This window comes from Streptomyces sp. NPDC046261, assembly GCF_040646235.1.
GTDB lineage: Bacteria > Actinomycetota > Actinomycetes > Streptomycetales > Streptomycetaceae > Streptomyces.
Window position 1 is genome coordinate 53,043 of record NZ_JBEYZU010000008.1, and the last position, 21,995, is coordinate 75,037.

15 protein-coding genes and 1 pseudogene are annotated in these 21,995 nt (G+C 72.8%); 5 read left to right on the forward strand and 11 right to left on the reverse strand.

The window, feature by feature from the left end; genetic code table 11:
• Positions 1 to 47: 47 nt before the first annotated feature.
• The 8 genes and pseudogenes from ABZ956_RS16830 to ABZ956_RS16865 all read right to left on the reverse strand — a co-directional run bounded on the left by ABZ956_RS16830 (position 48) and on the right by ABZ956_RS16865 (position 9,401).
• Entirely contained in the window at positions 48 to 1,010 is a 963-nt protein-coding gene (locus ABZ956_RS16830; RefSeq protein ID WP_361893402.1) for a glutamate ABC transporter substrate-binding protein, read from the reverse strand.
• 17 nt (positions 1,011 to 1,027) lie between these two features.
• Positions 1,028 to 2,401, reverse strand: coding sequence for a hypothetical protein (locus ABZ956_RS16835; protein WP_361893405.1), 1,374 nt, complete (start codon positions 2,399 to 2,401; stop codon positions 1,028 to 1,030).
• Positions 2,402 to 2,668: 267 nt separating this feature from the next.
• Positions 2,669 to 3,703: a BadF/BadG/BcrA/BcrD ATPase family protein gene (locus tag ABZ956_RS16840; RefSeq protein ID WP_361893408.1), complete on the reverse strand. Its 1,035-nt coding sequence runs from the start codon at positions 3,701 to 3,703 to the stop codon at positions 2,669 to 2,671.
• On the reverse strand, positions 3,694 to 4,947 hold the full coding sequence (locus ABZ956_RS16845) for a 6-phospho-beta-glucosidase (protein ID WP_361893410.1): 1,254 nt from the start codon (positions 4,945 to 4,947) through the stop codon (positions 3,694 to 3,696). The genes ABZ956_RS16840 and ABZ956_RS16845 overlap by 10 nt, the downstream gene beginning before the upstream one ends.
• Before the next feature lie 17 nt (positions 4,948 to 4,964).
• A pseudogene (locus tag ABZ956_RS16850) lies at positions 4,965 to 5,789 on the reverse strand (carbohydrate ABC transporter permease); the annotation flags it as partial.
• Positions 5,790 to 5,794: 5 nt separating this feature from the next.
• Entirely contained in the window at positions 5,795 to 6,754 is a 960-nt protein-coding gene (locus ABZ956_RS16855) for a sugar ABC transporter permease (protein ID WP_361893413.1), read from the reverse strand.
• A 13-nt stretch (positions 6,755 to 6,767) separates the two neighbouring features.
• A complete protein-coding gene (locus ABZ956_RS16860; RefSeq protein WP_361893415.1) occupies positions 6,768 to 8,117 on the reverse strand; it encodes an ABC transporter substrate-binding protein in 1,350 nt (449 codons plus the stop codon).
• 81 nt (positions 8,118 to 8,198) lie between these two features.
• Positions 8,199 to 9,401 carry an ROK family transcriptional regulator gene (locus tag ABZ956_RS16865; protein ID WP_361893418.1) on the reverse strand — a complete coding sequence of 401 codons (1,203 nt, stop codon included), beginning with the start codon at positions 9,399 to 9,401 and terminating at the stop codon, positions 8,199 to 8,201.
• A 190-nt stretch (positions 9,402 to 9,591) separates the two neighbouring features.
• Here ABZ956_RS16865 and ABZ956_RS16870 point away from each other — a divergent pair, with 190 nt between their 5' ends.
• Positions 9,592 to 10,095: an FBP domain-containing protein gene (locus ABZ956_RS16870; RefSeq protein WP_361893421.1), complete on the forward strand. Its 504-nt coding sequence runs from the start codon at positions 9,592 to 9,594 to the stop codon at positions 10,093 to 10,095.
• A gap of 102 nt (positions 10,096 to 10,197) precedes the next feature.
• On the opposite strand, the gene ABZ956_RS16875 is transcribed toward ABZ956_RS16870, so the two are convergent.
• Positions 10,198 to 11,295 carry a mechanosensitive ion channel family protein gene (locus tag ABZ956_RS16875; protein WP_361893424.1) on the reverse strand — a complete coding sequence of 366 codons (1,098 nt, stop codon included), beginning with the start codon at positions 11,293 to 11,295 and terminating at the stop codon, positions 10,198 to 10,200.
• Between the two features lie 280 nt (positions 11,296 to 11,575).
• On the opposite strand from ABZ956_RS16875, the gene ABZ956_RS16880 reads away from it, so the two are divergent.
• Positions 11,576 to 12,112 carry an HNH endonuclease gene (locus ABZ956_RS16880; RefSeq protein WP_071964240.1) on the forward strand — a complete coding sequence of 179 codons (537 nt, stop codon included), beginning with the start codon at positions 11,576 to 11,578 and terminating at the stop codon, positions 12,110 to 12,112.
• A 67-nt stretch (positions 12,113 to 12,179) separates the two neighbouring features.
• On the opposite strand, the gene ABZ956_RS16885 is transcribed toward ABZ956_RS16880, so the two are convergent.
• Positions 12,180 to 15,353: a beta-N-acetylglucosaminidase domain-containing protein gene (locus ABZ956_RS16885; protein WP_361893427.1), complete on the reverse strand. Its 3,174-nt coding sequence runs from the start codon at positions 15,351 to 15,353 to the stop codon at positions 12,180 to 12,182.
• A 263-nt stretch (positions 15,354 to 15,616) separates the two neighbouring features.
• Here ABZ956_RS16885 and malQ point away from each other — a divergent pair, with 263 nt between their 5' ends.
• The 3 genes from malQ (at position 15,617) to ABZ956_RS16900 (ending at position 19,215) form a co-directional block, all read left to right on the forward strand.
• The gene (gene malQ / locus ABZ956_RS16890) at positions 15,617 to 17,716 is read left to right on the forward strand and encodes a 4-alpha-glucanotransferase (RefSeq protein WP_361893429.1); all 2,100 of its coding nucleotides are present in this window, start codon (positions 15,617 to 15,619) and stop codon (positions 17,714 to 17,716) included.
• Between the two features lie 89 nt (positions 17,717 to 17,805).
• Positions 17,806 to 18,078: a hypothetical protein gene (locus ABZ956_RS16895; RefSeq protein WP_361893432.1), complete on the forward strand. Its 273-nt coding sequence runs from the start codon at positions 17,806 to 17,808 to the stop codon at positions 18,076 to 18,078.
• 165 nt (positions 18,079 to 18,243) lie between these two features.
• Entirely contained in the window at positions 18,244 to 19,215 is a 972-nt protein-coding gene (locus ABZ956_RS16900) for an acyl-ACP desaturase (protein WP_361893434.1), read from the forward strand.
• A 54-nt stretch (positions 19,216 to 19,269) separates the two neighbouring features.
• Here the strand turns inward: ABZ956_RS16900 and pepN are convergent, their stop codons facing one another.
• Positions 19,270 to 21,840: an aminopeptidase N gene (gene pepN, locus ABZ956_RS16905; protein ID WP_361893437.1), complete on the reverse strand. Its 2,571-nt coding sequence runs from the start codon at positions 21,838 to 21,840 to the stop codon at positions 19,270 to 19,272.
• Positions 21,841 to 21,995: the final 155 nt, after the last annotated feature.

A 21,995-nucleotide genomic window follows, 5' to 3' on the forward strand; every position in this document is an offset into this window, starting at 1 on the left:
CGGGTGCTCCGTCAGCTCTCGGTGTGCCGTCAGTCCTTCGTGTCCCCTCAGTCCTTGTACTTGGGCTCCGGAGGGGCGGTGATGTCCCTCAGGTCGTGCTCCAGCCACTTGCGGTAGGCCTGCATCCAGGGGCTCTGGGCGCCGCCCCGGCGGTAGTCGTCCAGTACTGCGTTGACCCGGCGTACCAGGTCTGTGTCCCCGAGGTTCATCGCCACGCCGTAGGACTCGGTGGTGAACGGTTTGCCGACCAGTCGCACGGACGGGTCCTGGGCCGCCTGTCCGGCGGCCAGGGCGCTGTCGGTGACCACCGCGTCGACCTGGCCCAGCTGGAGCCGTACGAGGCAGTCCAGCTGATTGGGCACGGTCAGCACCGAGGCACCGTGCGATTCGTGCTTCAGCTCGCTCTCGCCCGTGGATCCCTTGGCCGTACAGACTTTCTTCCCCTTCAAGGTGTCGTCGAACGCCGTGACCGGTGAACCCTTGGGGGCCAGCACCTGCTGCCCGGCCTCGAAGTAGGCCGTGGAGAAGGCGACTTGCTTGATCCGGTCACAGTTGATGGTCATCGTGCGCGCGATGATGTCCACCTTGCCCTTTTCCAGGGCGGGTATGCGCTGGTTCGTGGGGATCGCCAGAAAGGTGACCTTGTCGGGGTCGCCGAGGACGGCCTTGGCGATGGCCCGCACGAGGTCGATGTCGAAGCCGCTGAGCTCGCGGGTCGCCGGGTCGCGGTAGCCCCAGCGGTAGCTGTTCTGGTCGACGCCGGCGATGAGCCGGCCGCGGTTCTTGATGCGCTGCACGGCTGGCCCGTCGGCGGTCGACGGCCGCAGGCTCGCCTCCGGCGCGGTGCACTTCGCCGGCGCCCTGGCGGCGCTGCCGGCCACCGCCGGACCGGGACGCTCCGTATGCCGCGGTGCGGACGACGGCGACAATGCCGCCACAGCCGCTACCGTCAGCGCGCAGACGGCGGCGCCCGCCGCCGTGTGCCACCGTGCCCCGGCCCGTCGCCGCATGCGCCCGCCTCCCCCTGTCACCGGTACTCCGAGAGCCTGCGCCCGATGCCGAGCACCGCGCCCGCCGCGCCCAGGAGGGCCAGCACGACGGCGCCGACGGCCAGCCCGGCGAGGGCGCCGCGCCCGTCGTCCGCCGCCCGCCGGAACTCGCCCTGCTCGTGCGTCAGCGCGCGCCGCAGCCCGGTGTCCACCCGGTCGAACGACTCGCCCGTGCTGCCCTTCTCGCCGATCACCTTCGGCAGCGCCCGTTCGTAGTACCCGCTGTCGTCGGAAGCGCGGGCGTCGCGGTGCCGCTGCTGCCACTCCCGCACGCCCTCGATCGCCCCGGCCACCGGGTCCCGGCCCGCCGAGCCGTCCGCCAGCGACCGCGCCCGCTCCAGCAGGCTCCCCTCCCCGGGCGTGCCGGCGGACGCGCCGTCGTCCCCGACGAGCCTGCGCATACCCGCCCGGTAGCTCGCCTCGTACGCGTCGGAGCCGTCCGGCGTCAGCACGGCGCCGCGCGCCACCAGCGTGAGACTCTCGTCGCCCCGGGCCTTGAGGGCCGCGATCCGGGCCTGGTTGAGCACCTGCAGCGACCTGGCCCCGTGCTCGTAGGAGTCGCTCATCCCGGCCCGGGCCACGCTGTGCCCGACGACCAGCCACAGCAGCAGCACCGTCGCGGCGGCGGTCGAGGCCAGCAGGCCGTGGTTGAGAACGCGGTTCGTGCGCAGGTAGTTGCGGCGCTGCGCCCAGCCCAGCGCGCCGAGGGCCACGACTCCGGTGGCGAACGCGGGCCAGGGCAGGGCCTTGGCGTCGCCGTAGTCGGAGCCCAGGCGGCCGGTCTCGGTCTCGTACAGCGCGCGGGCGGCGGGCAGCAGCTCCTCGCGCATCCGCTCGCTCGCGTACCGCAGATAGGCGCCGCCCAGCGGCAGGCCCTGGCGGTTGTTGACGCGGGCGGACTCCACCAGGCCGGTGTAGAGCGGCAGTTGTTCGTTGAGCTTGGCTATCTGGCGGCCGGCCGGGTCCGAGGCGTCGGTGTTGGCGGCGGCCTTCACCAGCAGCCGGGAGGCGAGGGCGATGTCCTTCTCGTACCGCTCACGGACGGCTCGCGGCTCCTGCCCGCCGGCGAGGAACCCCCCGGCGGCGGTGGTGTCGGCGTCGGCGAGGGAGCGGTAGATGTCCGCGGCGTCGGCGCTCAGCGGCTGGCTGTGGCCGACGACGGCGTCGGCCGCGTCGGCGCGTTCGGTGACCTGCCAGGCGGTGACGGCCCCGAACACCACCAGCAGGGCGGCCAGCACGGCCCCGATGATGCGCAGCCGGCCCGGTTCGGTCGTGGCCGAGGCTCTCAGTCGCTCCAGGCCCTCGTGCCACGCGGTGCGCCGCGAGGCCGTATCCGGCTGCGGTTGTGACACGTGACCCCCCTTGGTCGCCGGCGGCGCCCGTCACCCCCGGGCCAGCGGGGGAACAGGAGCCCGGCCAGCAGTATGGCCGCAGGGACTGACAAACACACCCATCGTGCCTTGATCTTGTTCGGATCGCGATCTTCATCGGGTGTCCGCGCGGGCCTTCCCTCACCTTCACGTCCGGCGGCGCCTGTTCGGTTCCCGTACGAGAGTGGTTCCCGCCCGCCGGGCCCGGAGAATCCGAGGGGGCGGCAGGGCCCGCCCGCCCCGGATCCCTCACGCCCGCGCGTAGTGCGCGCGCAGGCGCGCGTACGCGGCGGGGGGTGCCGCCGCGCGGTCGAGGCCCAGCAGCGCGGCGCCCAGCACGGGCGGCGCCGTGACGACCTGGGGTACGGCCCGGGGCGCGCGCCCGGCGAGCAGCTCCACGACGCGGTCGTGCAGCAGCGGGTGGCGGGCCGTGAGCACGCCGCCGCCCAGGATCACCGGAACCGGCGCGTCCAGCAGGCCCAGCCGACCGAGCGCGGCCGCCGCCATGGCCACGATCTCCTCCGCCTGCCGCTCGACGATCGCGCGGGCCACCGCGTCCCCGGACGTGGCCACGGCGAAGAGCAGCGGGCTCAGCTCGTGGCAGCGCTCCCGCCCGATCCGCCCCAGGTGCAGGGCCTCGATCAGCTCCAGCATGCTGGACAGCCCGAAGTGGGCGGGCAGTTCACGTGCCAGGGCCGTCGCCTCGCCGCGCCCGTCCTCGGCCCTGGCGGCCCACCACAGGGCCTCCTCGGCCAGATGCCCGCCGCCTCCCCAGTCGCCCGAGATCCGGCCGACCGAGGCGAAGCGGGCGCTGCGGCCGCCGGGGGCCAACCCCGAGCAGTTGATCCCCGCGCCGCACACGACGGCGACACCGGTCGGCTCGCCCTCGTCGGGCAGTCCCGCGCGCAGCAGGGCGAAGGTGTCGTTGGCCACCTCGACGGTGGGGCCCGGGTCCGTGGAGTTACCCGACCGGTTCCTGCGCGTGATCTCGGCCGCCAGCAGCTCCTCCTCCTCGGGGAAGTCGGCGTTGGCCAGGCAGGCCGAGAAGTGGTCCAGGAACAGGGGCATGTACAGCTCCTGGAGCGCGTCGACGGCGGCCTCGGCGACGAGCGACTGCAGGGCGTCGACGGCGCGCTCGACGCCCACCGTCTGCGGCTGGAAGCCGCCGCCGCGGGCCGTGCCGTACACGGTGCCGTCACCGCCGACGACGGCCACGTCGGTCTTGCTGTTGCCGGCGTCGATCGCCACGATCAGGTCCCCGGGGGGCCGGTTGTTCAGGCCCACGCGAGGTGCTCCCTGTTGTGCGCGACGAGCTCGTCGGTCAGCCGGTCCGCGTACTCGATCTGCCCGATCAGCGGATGCGCCAGCAGTGCCTCGAACACGCGGTCCCGGCCGCCCTTCAGAGCGGCATCCAGCGCCAAACGCTCGTAGGCCGTGACACCGGCGACCAGCCCGGCGTACAGCGGCTCCAGGGGGCGCACCGGCAGGGGGTGCGCTCCCTGGGCGTCCACCGTCGCCGGCACCTCGATCACCGCGTCGTCGGGGAGGAACGGCAGGGTGCCGCGGTTGAGGGTGTTGACCACCTGGACGTCGCCGGTGTCCGCCAGCAGCGAGGAGGTGAGCGCCACGGCGGCCTCCGAGTAGAAGGCCCCGCCCCGCTGGGCCAGCAGCTCCGGCTTCTCGTCCAGCGCCGGGTCGCCGTACATCGCCAGCAGCCGCCGCTCCATCTCCGCCACCTCGGCGGCCCGCGTGGGCTTGGTGCGCGACTCCCGTACGACCGTGTCGTGCTGGTAGAAGTAGCGCAGGTAGTACGAGGGCACGACGCCCAGCCGGTCCAGGACGGCGCGCGGCATGCGCAGGTCCGCCGCGATCGCCTCGCCGTGCGCGGCGAGCAGCTCCGGCAGCACGTCCCGGCCGCCCACCCGCACGGACCGCTCCCAGGTGAGATGGTTCAGCCCCACGTGCTCCAGCGACACCTCCTGCGGCGCCACCCCGAGGAGCGTCGCGAACTTCCGCTGGAAGCCGATGGCCACGTTGCACAGGCCCACCGCCCGGTGCCCGGCCGTCAGCAGGGCCCGGGTGACGATCCCGACCGGGTTGGTGAAGTCCACGATCCACGCGCCGGGATTGCGGCGCCGTACGCGCTCGGCGATGTCCAGGACCACCGGGACCGTGCGCAGCGCCTTGGCGAGGCCGCCCGCGCCCGTGGTCTCCTGGCCGACGCAGCCGCACTCCAGCGGCCAAGTCTCGTCCTGCTCGCGGGCCGCCTGCCCGCCCACGCGCAGCTGCAGCAGCACGGCGTGCGCCCCGTCCACGCCCGCGTCGAGGTCGGCGGTCCAGGTGATCCGCCCGGGGTGGCCCTGCTTGGCGAAGATGCGCCGGGCCAGACCGCCGACCAGCTCCAGCCGGCCGGCGTCCGGGTCGATCAGGACCAGCTCCTCGACCGGCAGCACGTCGCGCAACCGCGCGAAACCGTCGACCAGTTCGGGCGTGTAGGTCGAGCCTCCGCCGACCACGGCGAGTTTCATACGAGCCCCATGGGAAATCAGCCCTTTACTCCGGTGAGAGTGACGCCTTCGACGAAGGCCTTCTGAGCGAAGAGGAAAACGATGACGACCGGGGCCATGACCAGCACGGTCGCGGCCATGGTGAGATTCCAGTTGACGCCGTGGGCGCTCTTGAACGACTCCAGGCCGTACGCGAGGGTCCAGGCGCCGGGGTTCTGGGCCGCGTAGATCTGCGGCCCGAAGTAATCGTTCCAGCAATAAAAGAACTGAAACAGGGCGACCGCGGCGATGCCCGGCCTGGCCATCGGCACGACGACGCGCAGCAGCGTGCGCAGCTCGCCGCAGCCGTCGATCTTCGCCTGCTCCAGGTATTCGGTGGGAATGGTCAGCAGGAACTGCCGCAGCAGGAAGATGGAGTACGCGTCGCCGAACGCCATCGGAATGATCAGGGGCCACAGCGACCCCGACAGATGCAGCTGCTGCGCCCACACCAGATACATCGGGACGACGACGACCTGCGGCGGCAGCATCATCGTGGAGATCACCAGCAGCATCGCCGGCCGCCGGCCGCGGAACCGGAATTTCGCGAGCGCGTAGGCGACGGGGAGGGACGAGCAGACGGTGAAAAGGGTGCCGAGCCCCGCGTACAGCAGCGAATTGCGCCACCAGCGGGTGAAGCCGGGCGTGGTGAAGACCTCCGCGTAATTGGACCAGTGCCATTCGTGGGGCCACAGTTCCCCGCTCATCGCCTGCTCGTCGCTCATGACGGAGGTCAGCAGGACGAAGACGAAGGGCAGGACGAAGAAGAGCGCGGCGGCGACGGCCGTGGAGTGCACGGCTATCCAGTGCAGGGCACGCTGACGGGTCTTCACGGGCGGTCCTCCGCCGTCAGCAGGCCGGCGTTCTTGCGCATCAGCAGCGAGGTCACGGCCATGGCGATGACGAAGAGCACGAGCGAGAGCACACACGCGGCGCCGGTGTTGAAGTTCTGGAAGCCCAGGGAGTAGACGAGCTGCGGCACCGTGAGGGTGGAGTGGTCGGGGTAGCCGGGCTGGATCACCGTGCCCGGGCCGACGTTCACGCCGGAGGCGAGCTTCCCGGCGACGAGCGCCTGCGTGTAGTACTGCATCGTCTGCACCACCCCCGTCACGACCGCGAACATCACGATCGGGGTGATCGACGGCCAGGTGACATAGCGGAACGTCGCCAGGCGCCCCGCGCCGTCGAGCTCGGCGGCCTCGTACTGCTCTCTGGGCACGTCCAGCAGCGCCGCCATGAAGATCACCATGAGGTCGCCGATGCCCCACAGCGACAGCAGGACCAGCGACGGCTTGGCCCAGGCGGGATCGTTGAACCAGTCCGGGGCGGGCAGGCCGATCGTGGACAGGAGCTCGTTGACCGGCCCCGTACCCGGGTTGAGCAGGAAGACGAAGGAGACGGTCGCGGCCACGGGCGGGGCGAGGTAGGGCAGGTAGAAGGCCGTGCGGAAGAAGCCGGCGCCCGACTTGACCTTCGTGATCAGCAGTCCGACGCCCAGCCCGAAGACGACCCGCAGCGCCACCATGACCACCACCAGCCACAGCGTGTTCCACAGGGCGGGCCCGAACAGCGGCATCTGGCGCAGCACGTACGTCCAGTTGCGCAGGCCCACGAAGGTGGGGGCCTGGATCTGGTTGTAGTGCATGAAGGAGAAGTAGACGGTGGCGATCAGCGGATAGCCGAAGAAGACGCCGAAGCCGATCAGCCAGGGGGACAGGAAGCCGAGGGTGCGCAGCCGCGCGCGGGTGCGTTTGCGGCGCAGCGCCGGCGCGGCGGGAAGGAGGGCCATGGCGCAGCTTTCGTCAGTTGGCGGACTGGAGGGTGTCGTCGTCTATCTGCCGGTCGAGCGCGCGCAGCCCCTTGTCCACGTCGCGGACCTTGCCGGCCTCCACGTCGTACGCGAAGTCCTGGAAGGCGGTGATGTACATCCCGCCGTTGACCGAGGCCGGCATGGAGACGCTGTGCCGGTTCCGCGCGATGGCGAGGAAGGTGCGGAAGGCGGGGTCGGCGTCGAGCCGTGGCGAGGCGAGTGCCGCCTTGGTGGAGGGCACATTGTGGATGGCGTTCGCGAAGGCGACGACCTGGTCGGTGTCGGTCGTCAGGAACTTCACCAGCTCCCAGGCGGCGTTCTGGTGCTTGCTGCTGTGCGCGATGCCCGCGACCGTGCCGGTGAGGTATCCGCGCCCGTACGTATCGGCCCGGTCGTCCGGCACCGGCATGGGGGCCGTCGCCCACCGGAAGTCAGGGCCGGCGTTCCGTAGCATCAGGCCGCGCCAGGAGCCGTCCAGGTGCATGGCCAGCTTGCCGGTCAGGAAGGCGTTCTGCGAGGACATCTCGTCGCCGAAGGCGGTGCGGAATTTCTCCAGCGGGCCGTAGCCGCCGAGTGCGGTGATCAGGTCCCGCTGGACGCCGAAGAACTGCCGGGTGGCGGGCTCCCGGGAGAGCCGGGACGCGCCTTTGTCGTCGAAATAGCGGGGCCCCCACTGGGCGAACAGCCGGTCCGGACTGTTCTGGTAGAGGCGGAAGTTGGGCATGAAGCCCAGCTGTCGGTAGGAGCCGTCCGGGGTGCGTTCGGTGAGTTTGACGGCCGCGGCCTTGAATTCGGACATGGTGCGCGGGGGCCGCGATATCCCCGCCTTCTCGAAGGCGTCCACGTTGTAGTACATGCCGTAGGCGTCGGCGAGCAGCGGCAGCGCGCACTGGGTGCCCCGGTAACTGGTGTACTCCAGCAGCGTCCCGGGGAAGATCTCTTTCTTGTCGAGGCCGGATGCGCGCAGGAACGGGTCGAGGTCGGCCCACATGCCCGACGAGCAGTACTGGCCCACGTTGTTGGTGGTGAAGGACGACACCACGTCCGGACCGTTGCCGCCGCCCGCCCGCAGCGCCTGGTTCACGGTCGCGTCGGTGACGTTGCCGGTCGACTTCACCGTGATGTGGGGGTAGCGCCTCTCGAACCGGTCGATCGCCTCGTCGACGGCCTTGACCTCGTTCTTCTCCGACCAGCCGTGCCAGAACCTGAGGGTGACGGGCCGGGTGGGGTCGTCATGCGCGCTGCCGGTGCCGGGATTGGCGCAGCCGGCGAGGAGCAGTGCCGCGGTCACGAGTGACAAGGCGGCGGTGGCCGGTGTGCGGCGCCTTCGCTTTCGTGGCATGGCGGAACTTCCTTCACGGCAGGGGAGGGCAGGGAAGTGGCGCGGTGGTACGGGAAAGCAGGTGGTGCCGGGGCAGCCGGGTCAGGCAGTGTCGAAGACGGTGTCGCGGGCGGCCGCGAGCGCGGTCCGCAGGGCGCCGATCAGGATGGGGCAGCCCTCGACCGAGCTCAGCCGCAGCCGCGGCCGGGGCAGCGCGAGCCCGGTCATCTCCTGCTCGACCAGCGAGCGCAGCCGCTCGCCCCCGGCCTTGCAGACCTCGCCGGAGAGCACCACGAGTGCGGGGTCGACGACAGCGACGACCGCCGCGAGCCCGGTGGCGATGCGTGCGGCCAGTTCGGCGAAGAGGCCGTCGCCCGCGCCCGGGGTCCGGGCGGCGAGGGCCAGCGCCTCGGGCACGGTGGGGGCGTCGATGCCGCGCTCGCGGGCGAGGAGGAGGACGGTGGGGGAGCCCACGAGCCTCTGGAAGCCGCCCCCGCCGTCCGGGGCGATGGTGGCCTCCAGCCCGCCGCGCGCGAGTGGCGCCCCGGGCAGGGGCATGTAGCCGATCTCGCCCGCGCCGCCCGTCGCGCCGCGCAGCAGCCGGCCGCCGAGCACGACGGCGGCGCCGACCCCCTCGTCGATCCAGACGAGGACGTAGTCCTCGGCGCCCCGGGCCGCGCCGACGTGCTGTTCGGCGACGGCGGCGAGGTTCACGTCGTTCTCGATGGTCACGGGCGTGCCCAGGGCATCGGCGAGCTCGCCGCGCAGGGTCGCGGAGTGCCAGCCCGGCACGTGCGGGGCGTAGCGCAGCGTCCCGGTGCGCGGGTCGAGAGCGCCGGGCGTGCCGATGACCGTGCGGTGCAGGGCGTCCCGGCCCAGCCCGGCGGCGGCCAGCGCGCCCTCGACCGCCTCGGTCACCAGCTCGGTGGTCCGGTGGCGGACGTCCTCGGCCAGGGCGTCGGCCACCACGTGGTGCTCGCCGACGACGGTCCCGGTGATGTCCGCGACGGCCGCGGTGATGCCCAGCTCGTCGACGGCGAGGGCGGCGACGTGCGCCACGGCCGGATTCACCTCGTACAGCTGGGCGTTGGGCCCGGGGCGGCCGGTGACGTTCCCCACGGTACGGACCAGCCCGGCCAGCTCCAGCCGGCCGAGCAGCTGGGAGGCGGTGGGCTTGGACAGGCCGGTGAGCTGGCCCAGGCGGGTGCGGGTGAGGGGGCCGTGGGCGACGAGCAGCTCGAGCGCGGCGCGGTCGTTCATGGCCCGCAGGACGCTGGGGGTGCCGGGGATTCCGGTTCCTGCCATGGTCTGGTCCCGCCCTTCGCCGGCGTCCTGGAACAGCCGCTCTGTAAGGAAACTTTCCAATTCCTTACAGGAAGGTATGCGCACGTCAACGCGGGCGTCAATAGGTCTGGACCGGCATCGACCGGCCGCCGCCCCGGCCGGTCGAAAAATCACGCGACGTCAGATACGCCCACTGTTAGCTTTCCTTCCCATGGAACCACTCCGCGACGACGACATACGCGCCTCTTTCGTCAACTGCTCGAAGGGTGAAGCACGCCGGATCAGCCTGCCCCGCGGACTGGCCGATCTCCCCTGGGCCGACCTGGACTTCCTCGGCTGGCGGGACCCCGGGGCGCCGGACCGCGGCTATCTCGTCACCGAACGGGCCGGCCGGCTCACCGGCGTCACCCTGCGCGTCCCCCAGGGCGGCCCCCGGAGCCTGACCAAGACCACGATGTGCTCGCTGTGCATGACCGGGCACCCCGGCTCGGGCGTCTCGCTGCTGGCGGCCCGCCGCGTCGGCGCATCCGGCCGCGAGGGCAACACCGTCGGCGCCTATATGTGCGCCGACCTCGCCTGCCCGCTGTACGTACGCGGCAAGAAGGTGCCGCTGATGTCGATGCGGTACAAGGAGTCGCTCTCGCTCGAGGAGCGGCTGGAGCGGATGCGGGTCAACGTGGACCAGTTCCTGGACAAGGTCTTCCAGGAGCACTGAGGGCCCGGGCCGGAACGCCGCCGGGCGGCGGCCCGGCCGCGAAAGAAGAGGGCTCCCTCACCACATCGGCGGTGAGGGAGCCCTCCACGGCATCGGGGCCGGCTACTTGCCGAGCGGCGTGCCCGGCGGCACCGCGGCCTGCGGCGGCACCGGCGCGATCGGCGCGGTGGCCTGCGACTGCGGGGACGTGGGGTTGTTGAGGGCCGAGGGGGCGGCGACGTTCGCTGAGGGGTCCGGCAGCGCGTTGAGCTCCTCCTCCAGCGCCCCCGGCAGCGGAGCCCCCATGCGGATGCCCGCCGCGTCCAGCGCCCGCTTGATCCGCCAGCGCAGCTCGCGCTCGACGCCCGCGGCGTTGCCCGGCATGGTCTTGGCCTGCACCCGGACGACCACGGCCTCCAGGGTGACCGAGTCCAGGCCCATGATCTCGACCGGCTCCCAGATCCGCTCCGACCAGGGCTCCTCCTTGGCCATCTCCTCGCCGGCGGCGGCGATCACCGAGCGGGCCCGGTCCAGGTCCTCGTCGTAGCGCAGGGTGACGTCGACCTCGGCCATGGACCAGCCCTGGCTGAGGTTGCCGATGCGCTTGACCTCGCCGTTGCGCACGTACCAGATGGCGCCGTTCGCGCCGCGCAGCTTGGTCACGCGCAGGCCGACCTCGACGACCGTGCCGGTGGCGACGCCCGCGTCGACCTCGTCGCCCACGCCGTACTGGTCCTCGAGGATCATGAAGACGCCCGAGAGGAAGTCGGTGACCAGATTCCGGGCGCCGAAACCGATGGCGACACCCGCCACACCCGCGCTGGCCAGCAGCGGAGCGAGGTTGATCTGCAGGACGGAGAGCACGGTCAGGGACGCCGTTCCCATGATCAGGAACGAGGCGACGCTGCGCAGCACCGAGCCGATGGCCTCCGAGCGCTGCCGGCGCCGCTCGGCGTTGACGAGCAGGCTGCCCAGGGCCGTGCCGTCGACCGCCTGGGCGGTGCGGTTCATCCGCGCTATCAGCTTGGTGATGGCACGGCGGATCAGCGACCGCGCGGCGACCGCGATCACGATGATCAGGACGATGCGCAGGCCGTTGCTGAGCCAGATGGACCAGTTCTCCTCGACCCAGCCCGCGGCGTCGTTCGCCGTCCGTTGCGCCTCGTCCAGGGACGAGGGACGGGGCGTCGAGTCTGCGGCCAGGGCAGCGGACCAGAACACAGCAGGAACCCTCCAAGTGGGACTTCACCCGCGACGTGGAGCGGTACGGGCAGCCCCACCACACTAACGGGGCAGAGCGGATCCCCCGTTGTTGTGTTCGAGATGCGACGGGTCCTGCGCGGAGATGGCTGCGTCTGGTCGGCGTGAGCCCCGAGGTGTGCTCCAAAACACCTGAGACCCGTTACCCGTGGATGGTGGCGCTCCTGCCAGGGGCCAGGGGACACTTGCAGGAGATCGTCCCGGCGCGAGCCACGCGCCGCCGGCGTACAAGGAGGCACCCGTGCCGCATGTCCTGGTCCTCAACGCGTCGTACGAGCCGCTCGGCGTCGTACCGCTCCGCCGCGCGCTCATACTCGTCCTCAATGAGAAGGCCATCAGCCTCGAGGACTCCGGCGCCTATCTGCACAGCGCGACCTGTACCATCCCCGCCCCCAGCGTCGTCCGCCTGAAGCGCTTCGTGAGGGTGCCCTTTCGGGGCCCCGTCCCGCTCACCCGCCGCGCCCTGTTCGCCCGGGACGGCGGGCGCTGCGCGTACTGCGGTGGCGTCGCAACCAGCGTCGATCACGTCGTCCCGCGCAGCCGCGGCGGCCAGCACGCCTGGGAGAACGTGGTGGCGGCGTGCCGCCGCTGCAATCACGTCAAGGCCGACCGGCACGTCTCCGAGCTGGGCTGGCGGCTGCGCCATCAGCCGGCACCGCCGTCAGGCCTGGCATGGCGGATCATCGGCACGGGCCATAGGGATCCGCGCTGGCTGCCGTATTTGCAGGCATACGGCGCGGAGGACGCGATGGCCCGGATCGACGGCATTTCCGCCTGAGCCCTCCGGGCCATCGCCGTTCCCGGGTACGTGCGCGTACCCGGGTGATGGCCCGGGGCTCCGCTCCTCATGTGCCGGACGGGCCCGAGGCGCGCTCCCGCACGGCGTACGCCTCGACCTCCCACAGTGAGTAGCCGAAGCGTGTGGCCCGCTGCTCGCCCTGGACGCGTACGAAGCGCACGTCCGGCGCGTCCATGCGCACGGACTCCACACCGCCCTTGCCGCCGGTGACCGCCGCCGCGTCCCGCCAGGTGCGGCCGTCCGCTGAGACCTGGACCCGGTAGCGGACGGGGTGTGCCTCCTGCCAGTGCAGCACCAGGCGGCCCAGCCGGACCGGGCGGGCCAGCTCCAGCTGCCACCAGGCGTCGTCGGCGTGCGGCGAGGACCAGCGGGTGCGCGGGTCGCCGTCGATCGCCGCCGAGGCCGGGAAGCGGGCGGCTTCCTGGCCCGAGGCCGTCGCCCGGGCCCCACGCGCCAGGTTGGGCCCCCCGGAAGGCGGATAGGCCCGTACGGTCACAGTCCGCTCCTGTCCGGCCAGGACGACCGGCACGGTGAAGACCCCGGCCGGCGTGCCCGCCGGCACCGTCAGCTCGATCCGGGCGGTGGCCACGCCGCCGCGCGCCACGGTGAGCTCGGCCGGGGCCCGGACGGTGACGCCCCGCGGCGCCCGGACGGTCAGCCGCTCACGGACCGTCTCCGGGCGCCGGTTGATCATGCGTACCCCGACGGTCGCCGGCCGGCCGCCGATCTCCGCGTCCGCTTCCCGGGCGGTGAGCTCGACGTCGGCGGTCGGGGTGTCGGCGAACCACGGGCTGATCTCGTGCACGGCGGGCGGCGCGCCGCCGCCGTCCCAGACCACGCGCAGCGCGTCGGCCCGTACCCCCTGGCCCGGCACCTGCGTCCAGCCGCTGCCCGACACCGCCCCCAGCGGCCGCCAGCGGCCGTCCGCGTCATGGGCCTCGACCGTGCCGCGCACCCCGGGCGCGGGCGCGGTGAGCAGGGTCACGACGGTCAGCGGATGCGGCTCGGGCAGGCGTACGGCCAGGGGCGAGCCCGGGCGCGGGAGCACCGCGGTGGCGGGATCGCCGTCGGTGGCCCCGCCGGCCGTGCGCAGCGGCCGGTCGATGCCGGTCCAGCCGTTCGCCCGGGCCAGGGCCTCGTCGAGGAAGGGGGTCAGGACGCCCTTGCCGACGGTCGCCCGGCCCTGCGCGATCCGCTCGCGCAGCCGCTGCACGTCCAGCTGGGCCCGCCAGGCCGCCGCGCCGTCGCCGTGCGCCTGCGCGGTGAGCATGTCCACGGCGCGCACGCCCGCCTCGCCGTGCCGCCCCAGCTGCTCCAGCCACGGCCGTACCTCGTCCCCCAGCAGGGGCGCGAGCCTGCCCGGGGCGTCGGCCATGGTGCGGAACGCGGCGCGCAGCCGGTCCGCGGCCTCGGCCAGCCGCGCCGGGTCCGCCGTGGACTGGGCCGTACGGAAGTCGTCCAGCAGCGGCCGCAGATAGGCCGACTCCTCGCCGCCCAGCACCGAGGAGGCGTCGTTGCCGGCCAGGGCCAGCAGCGCCTGACGGGTGGCCGCGCTCCCGGGGGCCTTCGCGAGCGCCTTGTCCGTGGCGTCCCGGCCCGCGAGATCGTCGACCGCCGCCCGCCAGGACTCCTCGGGGCGGTAGCCGCGCGGGTTCCAGGCGTAGTCGGCGGCCGTGAACAGCGGGATGCGGGAAGCGGTGGGCTGCGCGGCGGCGTTGGCGAGCAGGGCGGTCGAGCCGGTGGCCACCGCCGGTTCCCGGCCGGTGTAGGGGCCGAGGAAGATACGGTCCTGCGCGTAGTCGTTGACCGGATAGTTGTCCATGGTCATCAACGGGTGGCCGAACGCCTCCCGGGCGGCGGCCAGTTCGCCGCCGGTGATGGTCTTGGGCACCACCCCCACGCCCGTCCACGCCACCTCCACGCGCGGGTCGAGCGCCTCGGCCAGCGCCCGCCGGAAGGCGGTGCGCCCGTCCTGGTAGTACTCGGTGGGCAGCAGCGACAGCGGGGCCGCCTCCGGGCCCTTGCCGGCCAGGTGCTCGGCCAGCGCGCCCGCGACCGCCGCCTGGGCCCTGGCCGCCGCCTTCGGCCCGGAGCCGAACTTCTCCGCGTCCGCGTCGCAGTGCCACTCGCTGTAGCTGACGTCCTGGAACTGCAGCTGGAAGGCGCGCACCCCCAGCGCCCACATCGCGTCGGCCTTGCGCTGGAGCGCCCGTACGTCGGACGCGGAGGAGAAGCACATCGCCTGCCCGGGCGAGACGGCCCAGCCGAGCGTGACGTGGTTGCGGCGGGCGCGCTCGGCCAGCTCCCGGAACGCGGCCCGCTGGGCCGGGGGGTAGGGGTCGCGCCAGCGGGCCTGGCGGTAGAGGTCGTCGCCCGGCGCGTAGAGATAGCGGTTCTGCTTCGTGCGGCCCATGAAGTCCAGCTGGGCCAGCCGCTGCTCGTGCGACCAGGGCCGGCCGTAGAAGCCCTCGGTCAGCCCGCGCACCGCCGTGCCCGGCCAGTCGCGGATCACCGCCCCCGCGAAGGCGTGGCCCCCCTCGCGCTCCACCACCAGCTGCCGCAGCGTCTGCGCCGCGTGGAAGAGGCCCTCCGCGTCCGGCCCGGCCAGCGCCACGACCGGCCGGCCCTCGAGGACCCCGGTGGCCAGGCGGTAGCCGCCCCGCGGCAGGTCGTCCGCGGCCGGGGCTTCCAGCGAGCGCAGGGCGTCCTCGGCCGCCCGGCCGCCCGCGTAGACGATCAGACCGTCCGGCGGCGGGGTGCCGCCGGGCTGGGCGTCCACGACCCTGCGGGCGCCCGCGCCGCGCAGGATTCCGCGCAGCGCCTCGATCGTGTGGGGGTCGGTGCCCTGCTCGGCCATCACGGTGACCTCGTCACCCACCCGGGCGTACGCGCCCTGGGCCCGCGCCGACTGGGGGCGTGGCCACACGGGCGGCAGGCCGCCGGCGTCCTCGCGGTCCGGGGCGCCGGGCGAGCCGGTGGCGGCGGAGGCGGCGTCGCCCGGGCGGGGGTCGGCGAGGGCGTCGGTGCCGCCGAGCAGCCCGCCGAGGAGGGCGGCGGCCAGGACGGTGACTCCGGCCCGCCGGCGCCCGCCGCCCGGGCGGCCCAGGCTGCCGGTGCCGACCGCACGGCCGGGCCACCCGCTCGTCCCGTGCGCATCGGCGCCGCTCGCGCCGTCGCTTCCGCAGCCTCCGTACGAGGGGTCCTCGCCCAGGAACCGCACGGCCCTCTCCTCGCCCCCAGGTGCCCTGCCCCCAGGTGTCGCTCCCGTGGGCGACGAGCCCATCACCAGGCGCGGAGCGTGTCAACGCGGCTGACCGAACTGCCGGTAATGCCCCGCGTGACGGGGAGCGCGGAGGAAGCGGAATCGGTCGGGATGTCCCCTGAAGAGACGCCAAATCGACATCGGGGAACGCAAGGTGTCGACCGCCGCGGCACATGGGTAGGGCAGAGGCATTCGGCACGGGGGCGACCACGGAGGTATCGATGGGCAGAGCGCGCCTCGCCGAACTGCACGGTGTCGCCACCGTCTACGAGCCCGCGCCGGGCCGGCCCGTGCGGGTGCCCGAGGACACCGTCGTCGCGGTCCTCGCCGCCCTGGGCGTCGACGCCTCCACCCCCCGGGCCGTCCAGGACGCGCTGGCGGCCCACGAGACGGCGGCGCGGGGCCGGTTGCTGCCGGCGACGGTGGTGCTGCGCGAGGGTGCCGGGCAGAGCCTGCCGGAGCTCCCCGAGGGCACGCTGCTGTGCGTCGACACCGAGGACGGCCGCACCCTGCGCCGGCCCGCCGGGCAGCACGCCGACGCCGGGCCGCTCCCGCTGGGCAGCCACGTCCTGCGCGCCCAGGCCCCCGACGGGCGGTCCGGCAGCGCGCGCCTGATCGTCGCGCCCGGCCGGATCCCCGCGCCCCCCGGGCGCGGCCATGGCTTCCTCGTTCAGCTCTACTCCCTGCTGTCCGCCCGCTCCTGGGGCATGGGCGACCTCGCCGACCTCGCCGAGCTCGCCGCCTGGTCGGGCCGCACCTTCGGCTCGGACTTCGTCCAGGTCAACCCCCTGCACGCGGCCGTGCCCGGGCCGCCCACCGACCCCTCGCCCTACCGCCCCTCCTCCCGGCGCTTCCCCGACCCGGTCCACCTGCGGGTCGAGGAGATCCCCGAGTTCGCCTACCTCACCGGGCCCGCCCGCGAACAGGCCGGCGCACTCCTGGACCGCGCAGCCGCCCTGCGCGAGGCCGTGCTGCGCCGCGGCGAGCTGATCGACCGCGACGCCGTCTGGGACCTCAAGCGGCAGGCTCTGGAGCTGGTGCGCGCCGTGCCGCAGAGCCCGGGCCGCCGGGCGGCCTACGGCGACTTCCTCGCCGAACAGGGCCAGGCGCTCGACGACCACTCCACCTGGTGCGCCCTGGCCGAGGTGCACGGCCCGGACTGGCGGGCCTGGCCCGCGGGCCTGCGGGACCCGCGCTCGGTGCGCACCGCCCGCGCCCGCGGCGAGCTGCTGGAGAGGGTCGACTTCCACTGCTGGCTGGCCTGGCTCACCGACCAGCAGCTGGCCGCGGCCCAGCGGGCGGCCCTCGAGGCCGGCATGCGCGTGGGCCTCGTCCACGACCTGGCCGTCGGGGTCCACCCCTCCGGCGCCGACGCCTGGGCTCAGCAGGACGCCTTCGCCGCCGGCATGTCGATCGGCGCCCCGCCCGACGCCTTCAACGCCCGGGGCCAGGACTGGGGCCTGCCGCCCTGGCGCCCCGACGCCCTCGCCGCCACCGGCTACGCCCCGTACCGCGAGCTGCTGCGCGGGCTGCTGCGGCACGCGGGAGCGCTGCGGATCGACCATGTGATGGGGCTGTTCCGGCTCTGGTGGGTGCCCCAGGGGTACGAGCCCAGGCGCGGCGCCTACGTGCGCTACGACGCCGAGGCCATGCTCGGCGTGCTGGCCCTGGAGGCGCACCGCGCGGGCGCCGCCGTCATAGGCGAGGACCTGGGCACGGTCGAGCCCGGGGTGCGCGAGACGCTCGCCGAGCGCGGGGTGCTCGGCACCTCGGTGCTGTGGTTCGAGCGCGACTACGAGACCGGGGGGGCCGGGGAGGCCGGTGGCGGGCAGCCCGAGCCGCTGGAGCCCGGGCGCTGGCGTTCCGGTTGCCTGGCCACCGCCACGACCCATGACCTGCCGAGCACCGCCGCCCGGCTCACCGGCGACCACGTCGAGCTGCGGCACCGGCTGGGGCTGCTCACCCGCCCGCTGGAGGAGGAGCAGCGGGAGGACGCCATGGGGGTCGCGCAGTGGCTGGCCCTCTTCGGGCGGCTGGGGCTGCTCCCGGAGGGGCCGGGCGACGAGGAGGCGGCGGTCAAGGCCGTGCACCGCTTCCTGCTGCGTACGCCCGCCGCGATGATCGGTGTCTGGCTGCCGGACGCGGTGGGGGACCGGCGGCCCCAGAACCTGCCGGGCACGTGGGACCAGTACCCGAACTGGCGGCTGCCCGTCGCCGACGCCTCGGGGCGGCCCCTGTCGCTGGAGGAGCTGGCCGCCTCGCCCCGGCTGCACGGGCTGATGGAGCTGATGGGGCAGAGGGAGCAGAGGGAGGGGGGCTAGGGCGCCCGGCGACCGGCGGTGAGGCGGGTATGACGCGGATAGGTGACCCCGGGCGCGCGGGTCCGGCGGGTGTCCGATACGTTGAGGCCGTGAGCAATAAGGTCAACAAGAACGCCGTGCGTGCCGGTGCCATCTCCGTGGGCACGCTGCTGATGCTGCTGATGTCGTCCCCCGCGTTCGCGCTCACCCGCGACGACGGCGACGACCCGGGCCCCGGCCTGAGCGCGATCAACACGCTCGGTCTCTACGTGGTCGCGCCGATCGTCCTCTTCCTGGTGATCACGGGCCTGACCATGGTCCTCGCCAAGAACTCCGACAACAAGCGCACGCACGACACGCACTACCCGCGCACCGCGCGGTGACGCCGCTCGTCTGACCGCAGTCCCCAAAGCCGGCACCTTCGGGTGCCGGCTTTTTTGCTGCCCATTTCGGTGTATGGGCCACCGGCCTTTGGTGTTTGTCCCACCATTAACCTACGGTGTCGTAACCTACGGAGCCGTAGGTAATGATCGCCCCAGGAGCTGCCCGTGACCATCGCCCCCTCCCACGCCGGCCAGGCCGCATGGAGCGACAGTCGCCTGCTGTACGCACTCGAAGAGGTCGTCGAGACCGAGCTGAACCGGCACCTGAAGGTGGCCAAGGAATGGATGCCGCACGAGTACGTGCCGTGGAGCGACGGCCGTAACTTCGACGGCGTCATGGGCGGCGAGCCCTGGGCGCCCGAGCAGTCGAAGGTCTCGGACATCGGGCGCACCGCCCTGATCGTCAACCTGCTGACCGAGGACAACCTCCCCAGCTACCACCACGAGATCGCCTCCCTCTTCGGCCGCGACGGCGCCTGGGGGACGTGGGTGCACCGCTGGACCGCGGAGGAGGGGCGGCACGGCATCGTGATGCGGGACTACCTGCTCACCTCACGCGCCGTGGACCCGGTCGCCCTGGAGCGGTTCCGGATGCAGCACATGTCGGAGGGGTTCGAGTCCGACAACCGGCACAGCATGCTGCACTCGGTGGCCTACGTCGCCTTCCAGGAGCTGGCCACCCGCATCTCGCACCGCAACACCGGCCACAACTCCGGTGACCCGGTCTGCGACCGCATGCTCGCCCGCATCGCCACGGACGAGAACCTGCACATGGTCTTCTACCGCAACCTGCTGGGGAAGGCCTTCGAGCTGGCGGCCGACCAGACGATGTGCGCGGTACGCGACGTGGTGGTCGGCTTCCGGATGCCCGGCCACGGCATCCCCGGCTTCGAGCGGGCCGCCGCGCAGATGGCCATCGGCGGCATCTACAACCTGCGCATCCACCACGACGACGTGCTCCAGCCGGTGCTGCGCTTCCTGAAGGTCCTCGAGATCACCGGCCTGGGCCCGGAGGGGCTGCGCGCCCAGGAGGAGCTCGGGATGTTCATGGGCGGCCTCGACGACCAGGCGAGGAAGTTCGACGAGAAGCGCGAGGCGCTGCTGGCCCGTCGGCGGGCCCGGGCGGAGAAGGCCTGAAAAACGCCGAGGGCGCCCCGGACCGGATGGTCCGGGGCGCCCTCATGCGTGGTCTCAGACGGCCGCCGCCGCGTCCGCCGCCTGCGCCTTCAGCGCACGCTCGACCCCGGCACGGGACTCCGTCACCAGCCGCCGCAGCGCCGCGTTCGGCTCGGCCGAGGCCAGCCAGGCGTCCGTGGCGTCCAGGGTGGCCTGGGAGACCTGCAGGGCCGGGTAGAGGCCGACCGCGATCTGCTGGGCCATCTCGTGGCTGCGCTTGCTCCAGACGTCCTTGACCACCGCGAAGTACTTCTCGGCGTAGGGGGCGAGCAGCTCGCGCTGGTCGGTCTGCTGGAAGCCGCTGATGACCGACTCCTGCACCGCGTTGGGCAGCTTGTCGGAGTCGATGACCGAGGCCCACGCCTCGGCCTTCGCCTCGGCCGTCGGCCGTGCGGCGCGCGCCCAGGCGGCGTGCTCCTCGCCCGCGGAGGTCTTGTCGCGCTCCAGCTCGGCGGCGATGGCCTTCTCGTCCGCGCGGCCCGTCGCCGCGAGACGGCCGAGCAGGTCCCAGCGCAGCTCGGTGTCGATCTTCAGGCCCTCGACGGACCGGCTGCCGTCCAGCAGCGCGGCCAGCAGGTCGAGCTGCTCGTCGGTGCGGGCGGTGGCGGCGAAGGCACGGGCCCACGCCAGCTGGTGGTCGCTGCCCGGCTCGGCCGCGTGCAGCTGCTCCAGCGTGGCCTCGGTCCACTTCGCCAGACCGATCTCGCGCCACGTGGGCGCCGCGTACAGGTCGATGGCCGTCTTCACCTGGCGCTGCAGCGACTGCACGACGCCGATGTCGGACTCCTTGGTGATGCCCGAGAGCACCAGGTCCAGGTAGTCGCGGGTGGCCAGCTCGCCGTCGCGGGTCATGTCCCAGGCGGAGGCCCAGCACAGGGCGCGGGGGAGGGACTCGGTGAAGTCGCCCAGGTGCTGGGTGACCGTCGCCAGGGACTCGGCGTCCAGGCGCACCTTGGCGTACGACAGGTCGTCGTCGTTGAGCAGCACGACCGCCGGGCGGGCCCGGCCGACCAGCTGCGGAACCTCCGTCAGCGCGCCGTCGACGTCCAGCTCGACGCGGTCCTTGCGGACCAGCTTGCCGTTCTCGAGCTCGTACAGGCCGATCGCGATGCGGTGCGGGCGCAGGGTCGGCTCGCCCTTGGCGCCGGCGGGCAGCGCGGGGGCCTCCTGCTTGACGGCGAAGGCGGTGATGACGCCGGCGGCGTCCGTGGTGATCTCGGGGCGCAGGATGTTGATGCCGGCCGTCTCCAGCCACGCCTTCGACCAGGCCTTCAGGTCACGGCCGGAGGTCTTCTCCAGCGCGCCCAGCAGGTCGGACAGGCGGGTGTTGCCGAAGGCGTGCGCCTTGAAGTACGCCTGGACGCCGGTGAAGAACTCGTCCATGCCCACGTAGGCGACGAGCTGCTTGAGGACGGAGGCGCCCTTGGCGTACGTGATGCCGTCGAAGTTGACGAGCACGTCGTCCAGGTCGCGGATGTCCGCCATGATCGGGTGCGTGGAGGGCAGCTGGTCCTGCCGGTAGGCCCACGTCTTCATGGAGTTGGCGAAGGTCGTCCACGAGTGGGGCCACTTGCTGCCGGGCGCGTACGCCTGGCAGGCGATGGAGGTGTACGTGGCGAACGACTCGTTCAGCCACAGGTCGTTCCACCACTCCATGGTGACCAGGTCGCCGAACCACATGTGCGCCAGCTCGTGCAGGATGGTCTCCGCGCGCACCTCGTACGCGGCGTCGGTGACCTTCGAGCGGAAGACGTACTGGTCGCGGATGGTGACCGCGCCCGCGTTCTCCATCGCGCCCGCGTTGAACTCCGGCACGAACAGCTGGTCGTACTTGGCGAAGGGGTAGGCGTAGTCGAACTTCTCCTGGAACCAGTCGAAGCCCTGCCGCGTGACCTCGAAGATCGCGTCGGCGTCGAGGAACTCGGCGAGCGAGGGACGGCAGTAGATGCCCAGCGGGACGCTCTGCCCGTCCTTCTCGTACGAGCTGTGCACCGAGTGGTAGGGGCCGGCGATCAGCGCGGTGATGTACGTGGAGATGCGGGGCGTGGGCTCGAAGCGCCAGATGTTGTCGGCGGGGCGCTCGGGCGTCGGCGAGTTGGAGATCACGGTCCAGCCCTCGGGGGCCTTCACCGTGAACTGGAACGTCGCCTTCAGGTCCGGCTGCTCGAAGGAGGCGAAGACGCGACGGGCGTCCGGCACCTCGAACTGGGTGTAGAGGTACGCCTGGTCGTCGACCGGGTCCACGAAACGGTGCAGGCCCTCGCCCGTGTTGGTGTACGCGCAGTCGGCGACGACCTTCAGTTCGTTGCGCCCCGCCACCAGGCCGGGCAGCGCGATGCGGCTGTCCTTGAAGACGTCGGCCGGGGTGAGCGCGGTCCCGTTCAGCACGACCTCGTGCACGGTCGGCGCCACCAGGTCGATGAACGACTCGCCCGCCTCGGCGGCCTCGAAGCGCACCGTGGTCACGGACCGGTACGTGCCGCCCTCCTGCGCGCCGGAGAGGTCGAGGTCGATCTCGTACGCGTCCACGGCGAGCAGCCGCGCCCGCTGCTGCGCCTCTTCACGGGTCAGGTTCGTTCCGGGCACCGGGGCATCTCCTTAGCGTTCCGCAATGTCGCGACTTCGGGCCATCCTTCCACGCCGTCGCTTTGCGTGGCGGTCCGTACGCTGACGGCTGAGCAGTGGTCCTGATCTTCAGGACCGAGGCCGCCTCCGACTTTCGACCGAGGCGTACCCCCATG